Source organism: Amycolatopsis sp. DSM 110486 (genome assembly GCF_019468465.1).
Lineage (GTDB): Bacteria > Actinomycetota > Actinomycetes > Mycobacteriales > Pseudonocardiaceae > Amycolatopsis.
The window spans coordinates 3,632,587-3,646,898 of the sequence record NZ_CP080519.1 but is presented as its reverse complement, the minus strand read 5'-3'; the positions used below and the strand labels follow the sequence as shown (position 1 = coordinate 3,646,898).

10 protein-coding genes are annotated in these 14,312 nt (G+C 69.8%); 2 read left to right on the top strand and 8 right to left on the bottom strand.

Annotation, left to right across the window (positions count from 1 at the left end; translation table 11 throughout):
- Nucleotides 1-49: 49 nt before the first annotated feature.
- The 3 genes from K1T34_RS17655 to K1T34_RS17645 form a co-directional block, all read right to left on the bottom strand.
- Nucleotides 50-949, bottom strand: a complete 900-nt coding sequence (locus K1T34_RS17655; RefSeq protein WP_255638559.1) for a hypothetical protein — start codon at nt 947-949, stop codon at nt 50-52.
- Nucleotides 950-1,034: 85 nt separating this feature from the next.
- A complete protein-coding gene (locus tag K1T34_RS17650) occupies nt 1,035-1,970 on the bottom strand; it encodes a hypothetical protein (protein WP_220245344.1) in 936 nt (311 codons plus the stop codon).
- Nucleotides 1,971-2,099: 129 nt separating this feature from the next.
- Nucleotides 2,100-2,942, bottom strand: a complete 843-nt coding sequence (locus tag K1T34_RS17645) for a hypothetical protein (protein WP_220245343.1) — start codon at nt 2,940-2,942, stop codon at nt 2,100-2,102.
- A 111-nt stretch (nt 2,943-3,053) separates the two neighbouring features.
- Between K1T34_RS17645 and K1T34_RS17640 the strand changes: the two genes are divergently transcribed.
- Nucleotides 3,054-3,827: a deoxyribonuclease IV gene (locus K1T34_RS17640; RefSeq protein WP_220245342.1), complete on the top strand. Its 774-nt coding sequence runs from the start codon at nt 3,054-3,056 to the stop codon at nt 3,825-3,827.
- Here K1T34_RS17640 and K1T34_RS17635 read toward each other — a convergent pair.
- Nucleotides 3,824-5,398, bottom strand: a complete 1,575-nt coding sequence (locus K1T34_RS17635; protein WP_220245341.1) for a glycosyltransferase family 87 protein — start codon at nt 5,396-5,398, stop codon at nt 3,824-3,826. The two genes, K1T34_RS17640 and K1T34_RS17635, sit on opposite strands and share 4 nt — an antisense overlap.
- Before the next feature lie 36 nt (nt 5,399-5,434).
- Complete coding sequence (locus tag K1T34_RS17630; protein WP_220245340.1) at nt 5,435-6,502, bottom strand: ROK family transcriptional regulator; 1,068 nt, start codon at nt 6,500-6,502, stop codon at nt 5,435-5,437.
- A gap of 57 nt (nt 6,503-6,559) precedes the next feature.
- Here K1T34_RS17630 and K1T34_RS17625 point away from each other — a divergent pair, with 57 nt between their 5' ends.
- Nucleotides 6,560-7,624, top strand: a complete 1,065-nt coding sequence (locus tag K1T34_RS17625; protein ID WP_220245339.1) for a Gfo/Idh/MocA family oxidoreductase — start codon at nt 6,560-6,562, stop codon at nt 7,622-7,624.
- Nucleotides 7,625-7,755: 131 nt separating this feature from the next.
- On the opposite strand, the gene K1T34_RS17620 is transcribed toward K1T34_RS17625, so the two are convergent.
- The 3 genes from K1T34_RS17620 to K1T34_RS17610 all read right to left on the bottom strand — a co-directional run bounded on the left by K1T34_RS17620 (nt 7,756) and on the right by K1T34_RS17610 (nt 14,167).
- A complete protein-coding gene (locus tag K1T34_RS17620) occupies nt 7,756-10,386 on the bottom strand; it encodes a transglycosylase domain-containing protein (RefSeq protein ID WP_220245338.1) in 2,631 nt (876 codons plus the stop codon).
- A 261-nt stretch (nt 10,387-10,647) separates the two neighbouring features.
- A complete protein-coding gene (locus K1T34_RS17615; RefSeq protein WP_266118257.1) occupies nt 10,648-13,263 on the bottom strand; it encodes a transglycosylase domain-containing protein in 2,616 nt (871 codons plus the stop codon).
- Nucleotides 13,264-13,765: 502 nt separating this feature from the next.
- Nucleotides 13,766-14,167 (bottom strand): DUF5318 domain-containing protein, encoded by a 402-nt coding sequence (locus tag K1T34_RS17610; protein ID WP_220245337.1) that lies wholly within the window; start codon nt 14,165-14,167, stop codon nt 13,766-13,768.
- Nucleotides 14,168-14,312: the final 145 nt, after the last annotated feature.

Here is a 14,312-nt window from a genome sequence, read left to right as displayed (position 1 = left end):
GCAGGAGGGTTTGTCCAGGTAAGACTACCTGGGGGTACCGACAGAGCTGTCAGGAGGCCCGGCGCAGCGCCCAGGTGCGCACCAGCCCGGCCGTCACACCCGCCAGCACGATCACCGCGAGCAGCATCGGCAGCTGGATGTCGGACGCGCCGCCGGAGGTCGCGAGCGACTCCGCGTTGCCGGCGTTGAGCACGTCCGGGCCCTGGCTCTGTGTGTCCTGGCCGCCGGTCACGGGCGCGGCCGAGCCGGGCAGCGTGCCGTTGGCCGGATAGCGGATGCCGGGGGCGACGGCGGTGCCGGGTGTCGCGGTGGGGATGCCGTTGTAGTCGCGCTGCGGCGCGGTGCCGGCGGATCCGGGGATCAGGTTCGCGAGCGGGCCGCCCTCGGAGTTCGAGGGCGAGGTGCTGGTCGAGGGCGAGCTGCTGCTCGGCGGCGTCGACGACGAGGTCGGCGGCGTGTAGTTCGTGGCCAGTGTGGTCAGGCCGCAGTTCGAGGTGACCGAGCTGGTGATCGCGTCGAGCACCTGCTTCTTCGTGTCCGCGCTGTAGCCCAGTGCGGCGTTGCCCTGCAGTGCCTGCCCGACGGCGTTGCCGATGCTCTTGCCGTCGATGGCGCCGCCCGACGAGCTGGGCACGGTGCCGACCGTGAGCGTCTTCGCGGACAGTGCGTTGGCGACGCCATCGGGGTTCACGCCGTTGAGCGGGATGATCCACAGCAGCGTCTGCTGCTTCGAAGCAGCGGCTTGCTTCGCGAGCGCGCTGACGGAGGAGCCCGGCAACGCGACGGTGTCGCCCATGCTGCCGCTGACCGAGCCCGTGCACTGGTTGGCGAGGGTCGTGGCGGCCGAAGCAGTGCCCGAGCCGAGGAACGCGCCGCCGGTCACCAGGGCCGCCAGCGCGGTGACGCTGAGTATGCGCCGAGTTCTCAGCCAGGTGGGGTTCTTCGGCACGAGCGCTGTCCTCCAGGGTCTTCGGGCGTCGACCATCGCGACTGGTGAAACGAATGGGACCCCGAAAAGATACTGGTGAGTCGGCCTAACTCGCAGCGGCCATTCGGCGGAGGACCCAGGTGCGAACCAGGCCCGCGCTGACTCCGGAGAGTGCAAGAACTGCCACCAGCACGGGCCAATCCAACCCGTTCGCGTGGTTATCCCCGGTGGGGGGTAACGCCTGCGCCTCGCCCGCGTTCTGCACGCTCGCGTTCCCGGCCGACGGCTGACCCGGGTTCGAGAGGCCGTACTGCGGTGCGTACCCCGGGATCTGGCTGCCGTAGCGCAGCGCGGGCGACGGCGAGAACAGCCCGGCCATCGCCATCGGGATGTCGCTGTAGTCGCGCATCGGCGCGTAGCCGGTGCTGAACGGCAAGTTCGAGAAGTTCGCGAAGCCCGGGAACAGCGACGCGAGACCGCCGCCACCACCCGAGAGCGGCAGCAACGGGCTGTTCACCGGCGGGATCGGCGTCTGGCCGGCGGGAGTGCCACCCTGCGGCGCGCCGGGACCGGTCGCCGGCGGCTGCTGCGGGCTGCCGGGGTTCTGCTGCGCGGGCGCCCCGCCCGTCAGCGCGCGCTGCGTCGAATCGACGCCCTGCTGCAGGGTGTTCGTGGTCCCCGCGACGGTCTGGTTCAGTGCCCCCGCGGCCGGCGCGCCGACCACGGGCACCGGCGCGACGACGGTGTTGACCACGTTCACCGTGACTTTGCAGAGGGCACCGAGAACCGAGTTGACGGCGCCGGTCAGCACACCGGAGACCTGGCCGACCACACCGAGGTCGACCGGCAGCCCCAGCAGCGTTTTGACCTGGACCGTGTCCCCGGGCTTCGCGGTGATCGTCGAGCCGCACTGGGTCACGATGGTCGTCGGAGTGGACGTTGCGGACGCCGTACTCGGCGCGGCGAGCGCGGCCGAGCCGGCCAGCACGAAGGCGGCGGCTCCCAGCGCGGTGGCCCTGCGTGTGCGGTGCTGCCTGGCCATCGAGCCCTCCGCCGCGTTCGGTCTGAACCTGTCTCCCCTGGACAACGACGGTAACGGGAACGAGTGACGCCCGCTCAGCCACCGATGTCAGGCATTCGGGTGGGAAGCGGGTGTCACCGCCCGTGTCGATCAGGCGGTCTTGCGGCGCAGCCACGCGCGCACGAGCGCCGCCGCGACGATGGCCAGCGCGAGCACCGCGATGAGCATCGGCAGCTTCGCCGGCGGCGTCACGGCCGGCAGCGCTTCGGCGGTGCCCGACTTCTTCGCGTCGACGGTCGGCACCTGGTCCGCGGGCAGCTGACCCGGGATGACCTGCGTGATCACCGGCGGCGCCTGCACGAGCCCGGACGGCAGCATGGCGGCGTTGGTGAAGATGCCCGCGATGGAGTCCAGGCCGGACAGGTCGCCCGAGCCGGTGATCACCGGGTCGAGGCTGCTGCCGGGGGCGCCCGGCGGAGTGCTGCCGGGAGGCGTCTGGCCGGGCGGGGTGCCACCGGGGGGATTGTCGCCCGGCGGGTTGTCACCGGGAGGGTTGTCTCCGGGCGGGGTCACAACCGGGGCGGTCACGCCACCGACCAGGCTCCCCGTGGCGTTGCCGACGCTGTTGGCCGTGTTCTGCGCGAGCGGGCAGACACTGTTCGCCGCCGCGTCACCGACCGCCGGCACCTCGCCGACGCCCAGCGTGCGCACGACATCGCCCACCGGGAGCGTGAAGAGCGGGTTGCTCCCGTCGGCCTGCTTGGCCTTCGAGTCGAGGCCGACGGTGAGCCGGTTCGGAGCGTTGAGCGGCGCGCCGGCGTCGAGTGACAAACCCTTGCCGGTCTTGCCGTTCTGCAGCGTGGCCGAGCAGTCGCCGTCGAGCGTGGGGCTCGGGTCCGCGGAAGCCGTGGCGGGGAGCGCGAGCGCGGCCGAGAGAACCGGCAGTGCGACGGCGATCCCCAACGTGGTGATCCGGGCGGCGTGCTTCCCCATGCAAAACCCCTCCGACGGCCCGAACTGGATCACGGAACGCGCTCACGGTACTCCACGAGCGTCACCAACTGGGGCGTCAGGTGCGGATTCACCCGGGGGTAGCGTGCTCTCATGCAGATTGGCGCCCATGTCCGCGACGACGATCCGCTGGCCGCCGTAGCCGAGCGAGAAGCCGACGTCGTCCAGTTCTTCCTGTCCGACCCGCAGGGGTGGAAGGCTCCGAAACCGCACCCGTTCGGGGACGCGATCAAGGAGTCGCCGGTCGAGGTGTTCATCCACGCGCCGTACCTGATCAACGTCGCGTCGCTGAACAACCGCATCCGCATCCCGTCGCGCAAGAACGTCGCGCAGCACGCCACCGGCGCCGCCGTGATCGGCGCGAAGGGACTCATCGTGCACGGCGGCCACGTGGGCGCCGGCGACGACGTCGCCGAGGGCTTGGCCAACTGGCGCAAGCTCTTCGAGCGCGAAGCGGACAAGGGCGGCTTCGCCGTGCCGATCCTCATCGAGAACACCGCGGGCGGCGAGAACGCGATGACCCGCGAGCTCGACGTGATCGCGCGCCTGTGGGACGAGGTCGGCGAGTTCGGCGCCGGGTTCTGCCTCGACACCTGCCACGCCTACGCCGCGGGCTGGGATCTGGCCGACGCCGTCGAGAAGGTCAAGGCCATCACCGGCCGCATCGACCTGGTGCACCTCAACAACTCGCGCGACGAGTTCGGCTCCAACCGCGACCGCCACGCCAACATCGTCGGCGGCGAGGGGACCATCGATCCCGAGCTGCTCGCCGACGTCGTTCGCAAGGCCGGCGCGCCCGTCGTCGTGGAGACGCCGAGCGAGGGCCAGGCGGCCGACATCGCCTTCCTGCGCAAGCAGACCGCCTAGGACTCGGGCACGGGTGGCACCGTCGGCACAGCCCGGCGGTGCTTCCTGAAGCCCGCGAACTTCACGCGGTCACGCGCCCGTTCGAGCACGCCGCCGGCCGGGTCGTCGTCTCCGGCGAGCCGGATGAGGTCCGTGCGCGGCCGGTAGATCTCGCGGATCACCAGCACGCAGAGGCCCACCACGGCGAGGTCGCGCACCACGACCGTGCCGAGGAACCAGCCCTCCGGCAGTCCCTTGTGGTCGATGCCGAGGTAGTAGAACATCCGCGGCGCCCACACCAGCGCGTCGATCACCATCCAGCTCAGCAGCAGCCGCCAGCGCGGGATCGCGAGCACCGCCAGGGGCACGAGCCACAGCGAGTACTGCGGGCTCCACACCTTGTTGGTCAGCAGGAACGCCGCCACCACGAGGAAGGCGAGCTGGCCGAAGCGCGGCCGCCGCGGCGCGGTGAGGGCGACGTACGCGATTCCGGCGCAGCAGAGCAGGAATAGCACGGCGATCACGGTGTTGAGGATCGCCGGCGTCTGTCCTTTTTGGAGCACGCCGTCGAAGCCGGTCCAGCCCGTGGTGTAGGAGATGACGTTGTAGAGCGAGTCCGGGTCCATCGGCCGCAACGTGTTGAGCCGGAAGAACTCCCACCACCCGTGCGTGGCCACGAGGATGAACGGCACGTTCACGATCAGCCACGTGAGCACGGTGAACGCCGCCGTTCTGCCCCACGCGCGCAGCTTCCCCGCGCGCAGGCAGAGCACGAACAGCACCCCGAGCAACAGCAACGGGTACAGCTTCGCCGCGGCACCGAGCCCGAGCAGCACGCCGGCGATCTCCGGCCGTTTTCGCGACCACGCGAGGATCGCCGCGGCGGTGCACGCCGTGGCGATGGCGTCGAAGTTCGTGAACGCCTGCACCAGCACCAGCGGCGAGATCGCCACCAGGACCGCGTCCCACGGCCGGCGTTTCATCGTGCGCCCGGTCGCCCACACCGTGATCAGCCACGCGAGCGCGAGCCAGAACGCGGAGATGTTGAAGTAGATCGCCACCGGCAGCGCGCTGGGCAGCCAGCCGGAGTTCGCGACCGAGAGCCAGCCCGCCGCGAGCTTCGCGTTGACCCACTGGAACAGGCCCGTGAGCACGGGGTACTCCATGTAGCGGGTCTGGTTGTCCGCCGTCTGTGTGTCCTCCTGCCAGGACGAGACGTACGGGAAGGTCTTCGGGTCGTTGAGCCGCTCGGAGCTGTAGAGCGGCACGATGTCCGAGTAGCACATCGCGACGAACGGGCGGCCCGCACGCCAGTCGAGCTGGCTGGCGCCAGTGGAGTCCTGGTACTGCTGGATGCAGGACGCCTTGCCGAACCAGCACAGCACCAGCGCGAGGATCGCCAGGCCCAGTCCCACGCGCTGCGGTGACCAGAACCAATGCCGGCCCACGGCCGCGTGTTCGCCGAGCGGCCCGCCGATCGGTCTCGTCGCCGCGGCGGCCAGCGGGTCGTTCCAGCTCGGCACGATCCGCTCCGCTGGCGTCAGCGTGCGGGGAGCCGCGTCCGGCTCTTCGGCGGTGGCTTGGTCGGGCACGTCGCGGATGCTATCTGCCCGCAGGTCAGGCGCCTGTCATTTAGGGTCGGAGTAGAACCCGGCAAGCACCTCGAAAGCCCCACCGAGGGCCACGGCTTCCTCCCCGAGGTCGCTCAGCTCCACGTCGATGCGCTGCCAGTGCGGCACCGGCAGCAGCTCGCTCAGCTGCGCCGCCACCGTGTCTCGGTAGACGTCGGGCTCCGCGCGGATGGCGCGGCCGAACAACACGATCCGCTCCAGGTCCAGGACCTGCACGAGGTCGGCGAGCCCGATTCCCAGCAGCCGCGCGGCCTCGGCGGGGGTGGCCGCGGAGCGGTGCATGATCTCGACGCAGCCGCGCCGTCCGCAGGCGCAGCGCGGGCCGTCGTACGCGATCGTGGTGTGGCCGAACTCACCGGCGTTGGTGCGCGGGCCGCGGTAGACGTTGCCGTCGACCAGCAGCCCGACGCCGATACCGGTGCCCACGAGCACCACGGCGGTGGCGGTCTCCGGCGTGTCGGGCCACGTGTGGGCGACCGCGGCGGCGTTCGTGTTCTTGTCGAGCGTCACGGGCAGTCCCGTGCGCTCGGCGAGGAGGTTGCGAAGGGGCACGTCGTGCCAGCCCGGCATGTTCGTGGCGTCACGGACGCGGCCTTCGCGGTGGTCGAGCGGTCCCACCGCGCCGACGCCGAGGCCCAGCACGCGCGCCGGGTCGACGTCGGCGAGCAGCTTGCGCGTCGCGCCGACCACCGCGGTCACGGCCTGCTCGGGCGTGAAGCCGACGGGCAGCGGACCTTCCACGGTGTCCTCGACCTCGCCGGACAGTCCCGTGCGCAGCACGAGGAATCCGTCGCGGTCCAGCTGCGCGCCGAGTGCGCACTTCGCCGACGGCCGGATCCGCAGCTGCGTGCGCGGCTTGCCGACGCCGGCCGCGGCCTGGCGCTCGACGTCGAGCAGCTGCGTCTCGAGCAGCTCGGCGACGATCTTCGACACCGCCTGCTGCGTCAGCCCCGTGCGCTCGGCCAGCTCCACGCGGCTGAGCCCGCCCGCGCGCAGGATGTGACCGAGCAGCAGCGCTCTGTTGAAGCGGCGCAGCCCGCGCAGGTTGACTCCGGTTTCGGCCATCCGGAGATCCTCTCGAATAACTGGCTAGTTACGCAACAGTGTTGTTTAATGGGCGGCATGGCTGATGACTTGCGAGTCGGCATCCTCGGTTACGGCATCGGCGGCCGCGTCTTCCACGCGCCGCTGGTGGCTTCGACGCCGGGTCTGGTGCCCGCGGCGATCGTGACGGCGAACCCGGAACGCGCCGCTCAGGCCCGCGCGGAGTACCCCGGCACCGAGATCGTGCCCGACGCCGATGCGTTGTTCGCCCAGGCGGGCGACCTCGACCTCGTCGTGGTGAGCACCCCGAACCGTACCCACGTGCCGCTCGCGCTGCGCGCCGTCGAGCTCGGCCTGCCGGTGGTCGTGGACAAGCCGTTCGCGCCGACCGCGGCCGAGGCCGAGCAGGTCGTGGCGGCGGCGAAGGCCAAGGGTGTCGGCCTCACCGTCTTCCAGAACCGCCGCTGGGACTCCGACTTCCTCACCGTGCGCAAGGTGATCGAGTCCGGCCGGCTCGGCGACGTGTTCCGCTTCGAGTCCCGCTACGACCGCTGGGTGCCGAAGATCAAGGACAACTGGCGCGAGTTCGGCGACCCCGCCGAGGCCGGCGGCCTGCTCTACGACCTCGGCGCGCACATCGTCGACCAGGCCCTGCAGCTGTTCGGCCCGGTCACGCAGGTCTACGCGGAGGTCGACCGCCGCCGCGCCGGCGTGCAGGTGGACGACGACGTGTTCGTCGCGCTGCACCACGCCAACGGAGTTCGCTCGCACCTGTGGGCCTCCGCCTTGGCGGCCACGCGCAACCCGCGGTTCCGCGTGCTCGGCGACCGCGCCACCTTCACCAAGTACGGCCTCGACGTGCAGGAACCCCAGATCAAGGACGGCCTGCGCCCCGGCGACGAGGGCTGGGGCGTCGAGCCCGAGGCCGACGCCGGCGCCCTCGGCGTCGACGACGGCACGGACCACACCGAGATCGTGCCCACCGAGGTCGGCCGCTACGAGGACTTCTACGCCCAGGTGCGCGACGCGTTGCGTGGCGAAGCGGCGTTCCCCGTGGACCCGGCCGGTTCCGTGGCCGCGTTGCGCGTGATCGAAGCCGCCCACCGCTCCGGCGCCGAGGGCCGCGTCATGACGCTCGAGTAGCTCGCCGCGACTTCGGCAACCCCCAGTGCCGAGCTCGCGGCCTCCCCCGCTTTTCCTTTGCGGGCGCGAAAAAAGGCTCCCCCCGTCCGGAAACCCGGATGGGGGGAGCCTTTTCTCTTGCGACGCCCTGACTATTCGCTGGGAACGCCCGTGTCGCCGGGATCCCCCGTGTCGGTGGGGTCACCTGACGGCGGGTGCTTCGGCGGCTTCGGCGTTTGCGTGGGGAACGACGGGAAGTTGCCGCCCGGGCCACCGGGGCCGTTCGGGTCGCCGGGGTTCACCGGGTTGTTGCCGTCGCCGCCGCCGGGGTTGTTCGGGTCGTTCGGGTTGTCGGTCGGCGTGATGTCCGACGGCGGGATGTTCGGGTCGCTCGGCGGACCGGACGGCGGGGCCGCGTCGCCGATCAGATCCACCTGCGGGAAGCGTTCGGCTGGCTTGCCCGCGAGGTAGGTGGTCATGAACTTCTGCCACAACGGGCCGGCGATGGTCGACCCGAAGATCGGCGTGCTGCCCTTGCCGTGCAGGTCGAGGTCACCGTTGCCGCCGACCCACACCGCCACGGAAACCGAAGGCGTGTAACCGACCATCCACGTCTGCGCGTTGGCGTTCGCTGCCGAAGCCGGCTCGCCCGGGCGCTTCGTGTGCTGCTGCGTTCCCGTCTTGCCGGCGCATTCGTGGCCGGTCGGGCACTTGAGCTTCGAGAAGCCGATCACGGGCTGCAGTGCCTTGGTCACGTTGCCCGCGATCTGCTTGCTCAGGTCGGCGTCGCCGTCGGCGAATGCCGACTTGGCTGGCTGCGCCTGGGCTTCGTAGGCCACCTCGTTCTGCGAGTTCGTCACCTTCAGCACGAAGTGCCGGTCGCGCTGCTGGCCGTCGCCGGCGAACGTCGCGTAGGCCGAGGCCTGGTCCGCGGGTGTGATCTGGGTGCCGCCACCACCGAGGGAAATGTTGTTGTCGGCGATGGAGATCACCGACTTGCCGCCGTTGTCCTTGGTCTTCACGCCGGCTTCCTCGGCGGCCTGCTCGACCGGGCCCTGCTTGGTGACGTTGAGGACCATGTCGTAGAACACCGTGTTGGCCGAGATCTTCATGGCCTCGGCGACGGTGCACTGCTCCGAGCAGCTGTCGCTGTCACCGGCGTTGCGCACGATGCGCCCGTCGAACTCGCGGTTGTTGCGGCCGTCGAAGGTCGAGTTGATCCCCTTGCCCATCTTGAGGAACGCCGTGAGGTCGTACGGCTTCATCGACGAACCGGGGTTCTGCGGGGTGTCGGCCCAGTCACGGGCTTTCTGCTTCTGGCCGTTGACATCGATGGTCGTGGGCCCGCCGTAGTACGCGAGCACGCCGCCGGTTTTCGGGTCGACGGCCACGAGCGCGTCGAGAAGCCGGTTGTCCGACTGCTTCGCCAGCGCGTCGGCGCCCGCCTGCTGGGCGAGGTCCTGCGCCTTCTTGTCGATGGTCGTCTGGATCGTGTAGCCGCCCGAGTAGTATTGGTCGCTCGAGATGCCGTGGGCTTCGAGCTCCGCCCTCACCTGGTCGGAGATGAAGCGGTACGGCGCGCTCGAGTCTTCCTTGTCCTCCGACAGCGGGACCGGCGTGGGGAAATGCGCCGCCTTGCGGTCCGCCGCGGTGATGTAGTGGTTCTCCACCATGCGGTCGAGCGCGGTGTTCCAGCGGTCCATTGCCACCTTGGGGTTCTCCGACCGGCCCGGCTGCTGGATGAGCCCGGCGAGCAGCGCCGCTTCGGAGAAACTGAGGTCCTTCACGTCCTTGTGGAAGAAGGCCTGCGACGCCGCGCCGACACCGTACGCACCACGTCCGAAGTAGATGATGTTCAGGTACGAGGTGATGATGTCCTGCTTCGAGTACGTCTGGTTCATCTTGAACGACTTCGCCAGCTCGGTCCACTTGCGGGTGAGCGTGGGCGCGTCGTTGTCGGTGGCCTTTTTGATGTACTGCTGGGAAATCGTGGAACCACCGCCGGTGCCGCCGGTGACCTGGTTGTAGACCGCGCGCAGGATGCCGGTGACGTCGAAGCCCGAGTTGGTCTCGAACGACGAGTCCTCGGTCGCGATGGCGGCGTGCTTCATGATGTCGGGGATCTGGTCGGAGGTGAGGATCTGCCGGTTGCCGCCCGCCGGCACGTCCTTGCCCATCGGCGAGCCGTCGGCGTAGAGGTACGTCACGGCCTGGTTCTGGCTCGACGCCACGCTCTGCGGCGAAGGCACGTCGACGCTGAAGTACGTGATCACGAACGCGATCGCGGGAATCACGATGAAGACGCCGACGAACGCGTAGACGCTGCGCCGAATGATCTTCCAGCGCCGCTTCTTCTTCTGGGCGGCGGTGAGGACCGGCCGGCCTTTCTTGTCGAGCTCTGGCTCGTCTGGGTAGACGTCGTCGGGGTCGAGCGGGCCGTCGGCGTCGTAACCCGCGTCGTAGCGGTCGTTGGCGGTGCCGTTGTGCACGTGGTGCGTCATCAGCTCCGGCTCACGCCGCGGTCCGGGCGGCGGCGGGCCTGGCCGGCGCGCGCCGGGAGGCGGCTGACGGAAGCCGGGCGGCGGGGTGCCGGGCCGGTTCGGGGGCACCCGGGGACCGGGCTGGCCGGGCTGCGCCGGGTTGCCCGGCGGGGGCGTGCGAGGCGCGCCGCCCTGCGGCTGGTTGCGGGCCCACGGTGGTGGCCCCTGCCGGCCGGCAGGGGGTGGTTGACGCCGCGGATCGGGATCCCGGTCGGGCCAGGAGCGGTTGCGGTCGTCGTTCACGTGCGGATCCTCTTCTCGGACGCGGGCGTGCTGCGGGCGCAGATCCCCTCTCCACAAGGGGACGCACCGCGGGTGGGGTCGGTTCACTCGACCGGCGGGACGTATCTCTGGGTAACGGCCCCGGCGCGGTGTGAACCGGACAAAACTACGCCCAGGGTGGCGGCTCAGCGATGTCGGCTGGGTCACTTCGAGCCGGGGTTGCGGGTCCGGCACACGACGAAGGGCTCCCCTCCTGACCGGAGAGGAGCCCTTCGGTACGTGCTACCCGCCTGGCTGTCTCGGTGGTGGGGTCACCTCGACCCCGCCTCCGCCGTCGCCGCCACCGCCGTTGCGCCCGGGACCACCGCCGTTGCCGGTGCCCCCGCCGAAGATGCCGCCGGGGCGACTGGTCGTGGTGGGCTCCGACGTGGTCGTCTCGCTCGACGACGTGGTGCTCGACGTCGTGGTCGGGGTCGACTGCGTGGTGGTGGGGCTGGACGTGGTGGTCACCGAGCTGCTGGTGCGGCTCGTGGGAGTCACCGTGTCCGCGTCCTTGCCGATCGGGTCGACCTTCGGGAACTTCTCGGCGGGCTTGCTCTTGAGGTAGGTGTCCATGAACTCCTGCCACGCCGGGCCCGCGATCGTGGCACCGAAGATCGGCTTGTTGTTGTCGTCGTGTAGCGGCCAGTTGCCGTCGCCGCCAACCCAGACAGCCGCCGACACCGACGGCGTGTAGCCGACCATCCAGGTCTGGGCGTTGCGGTCAGCCCATGACTTCGGGTCTTTGGCGTATGGCGTGTACTGCTGCGTACCGGTCTTGCCCGCGCACTCGTGGCCGGTCGGGCACTTCAGGTGAGACTCCTTGATGACCGGCTCGAGTGCGTCGGTGACGTTGCCCGCGATCTGCTGGGTCTTCTGCTCGTCGGGGTCGAACGCCGGCTTGCCCTGCAGCGTCGTGTCGTCGAACTCGACCTCGTCCTGCGAGTTGGTGAGCTTCGACACGAAGTGCTGCTCGCGGTAGATGCCGCCCGATGCGAAGGTCGCATACCCGGCTGCCATGTCCTCCGGCGTCACTACGGTCTCACCACCGCCAAGCGCGATGTTGGCGTCGTTGATGCCGAGCTTGGCCTTGCCCTCCGGCGCCGGCTGCACCCCGGCTTCCTTCGCGGCTTCGGCGACGGGCGCGGGTTTGGTCACGTTCAACACCATGTCGTAGAACACGGTGTTGGCGGAGACCTCCATGGCCTTCTTGACCGTGCACTCCTTGCCGCAGCTGGCGCTCTCACCCGCGTTGCGAACGATGCGGCCACCGAGCATCCGATTGTTCGAACCGTCGAAGGTCTCGCCGAGGCCCTTGCCCATCTTGAGAAACGCGGTGAGGTCGTAAGCCTTCATCGACGAGCCGGGGTTTCTTGCCTGGTTCGCGCGGTCCTGCCCGAGTGTGTCCTTGCCGGCATCGTCCTTCACGACGTTCGGGCCACCGTAATACGCGATGACCCCGCCGGTTCTCGGGTCGACAGCGACGAGTGCCCCCAAGAGCTTGTCGTCGGTTTGCCCCTTCATGTTGTCCTGCACGGCTTGTACCGCCGCTTGCTGCGCCGCGGGGTCGATCGTGGTGTAGATCTTCGCGCCGCTGCCGTAGAGCTTGTCCTGGTCGTAGCCTTTGGCCTCGAGCTCGTCGAGGATGCGCTGCTGGATGAAGTAGTCCAGCGTGCCCGCGTTCTCCTTGGCCTGAGCGTTCTTGGGGATGAGCTTCGGGAACGTCGCGGCGGCGCGGTCGGCCTGCGAGAGCCAGCCGTTGGCCACCATCTGGTCCATCACGTAGGTCCAGCGTTTCTGGGTGTACGCCGGGTCTTCCGACTTGCTCGGCAGCTGGATCAGGCCGGCGAGCAGCGCCGACTCCGACGGGGACAGCTGGCTCACGTCCTTGCCGTAGTAGGCCTTCGCGGCCGCTGCGATGCCGTTGGCCCCGCGCCCGAAGTAGACGATGTTCAGGTAGCCCGTGATGATGTCCGATTTGGACTCTTCGTTGTTGAGCTTGAACGACTTCGCGAGCTCGGTCCACTTACGGGTCAGCGTCGGGGCTTCGTTCTCCGTGGCCTTCTTGATGTACTGCTGCGAGATGGTCGAACCACCACCGGTACCACCGGTGACCTGGTTGTACACCGCGCCGAGGATGCCCTTGACGTCGAAGCCCGAGTTGGTCTCGAACGTCTTGTCCTCGGCCGAGTACACGGCGTGCTTCACGACGTCGGGGATCTGGTTCGGCTGTAGCAGCTCGCGGTCGCCGCCAGGCGGGACGCTGCGGCCCATCACCTGATTGTTGGCGTAGTAGAACGTGATGGGCTGGCTCTGCAACGCTTTCACGTCCTGCGGGGAAGGAACCTTCACCAGGAAGTACGTGATCACGAAAGCGACGGCCGGCACCACGACGAACAGACCCACACACGCGTACGCGACTCGCCGGATGATCTTCCAGCGGCGCTTCTTGCGCTGCTTCGGCGTGAGCGGCGGCTTGATCGGCTTGCCGTTCTCGTCGAGCTCCGGGCCTTCGTCCTCGAAGTCGTCCTCGTCCGAGTACTGGGGGTGTTCGGAGCTGTCGTACCGATCGTCGTAACGGTCGTCGTACGGGTCGTAGCCGAACTCCGTGCCGTTGTGCGCGGCGTGGGTGATCAGGTCCGGCTCGCGGTCGGGGTACGCGGGGGGCGGCGGCTCCGGCCGGCCCTGCGGCGGACGGCGGACGGGGCCGGACGGGTTGCGGCCTGGACGACCGGGTCCGGGCGGGCCCGGCTGGCGGAAACCCTGCGGCGGGCTCGCGGCGGGACCGTTCGGCCCCGGTGGCGGCGGTGGAGCCTGCCGGCGCGGCGGCATGCCGCCCTGGCCGTTGGCGTTCGGCACGCGCTGGGACTGCTGGGGACGCTGCGGCGGCCGCTGGGGACGGCGAGGGGGCTCGTCCGCGGGCCACTGATGATCTGAACCGCGTGGATCCGAACCACGTGGGTCTGAACCACGTGGGTCTGAACCACGCGGACCGCGAGGACCTGAACCGCGTGGATCCGCACCGCGCGGGTCTGGACCACGGCGGTCTGCACCACGCGGCTCGTCTCCGCTCGGCCACTCGGGCGTGGCACCACGCGGCTGCCGCTGCGCGCCCCCGTTGGGGCCGCGTCGCGGCGGGGCCTGCCGCTGCGGGCGGCGGGGGGCGTCCTCGCCCGGCCAGGCGGGACCCGGTTCTTCCTCCGGCCATTGGGCACGGCGAGGTGCATCTGGCTCCTGGCCGGGCCAGGAGCGGTTGCGATCGTCGTTCACGAATGGGCCTCCGAGGGCGAGACTGCCGGCGCCGGCGTTCGGGAAGAACCGGTGCGCGCCGCCCTGTGCTCTGCAGCGGTTTCGGTACTCGTCACTGGCCGGCTGTCCTCCGCGGCCGGGTGGGCTGGGGCTCGCCCGTGCCGAGGACGTAGGACAGGACCAGGTGGTTCCAGTGGCACGTCCGGCACACCTCTACGTCGTAGACGGTGAACTCGCCGAACAGCCCCGCCATGCGGGCCAGTTCGTCGGGTGTCCGCGCCGATCCCGAGACGTGCTTCAGCTCGTCGCCGTAGACCCACGACACGAGGGTCAACGGCGCCCGGCGGCACATCGGACAGGCGCGGTCGTCCGGCCTGCCGTGGAACTTCGCCGCACGGAGCAGGTACGGGGTCGCGTCGCACACCTCATGGTCGCCGACGCGTCCGGAGCGGACGCCGGCCAGCAGCGCACGGCGCTGCAAGGCGTAGTCCACGACCTGCCGCTGGGTAAGCACGAGGAACAGAGTACGGGCTCTTCCTGTGTGTGCAGTGCCCCCTGCGGGAGGCCACCCAGGGCGACTATTCGGACACGCCGGAAATTCGATAACTCTCTGGTGACGTTCGCCCTGGTCTGGCCACTTCCTGGGGTTACTTCCGCCA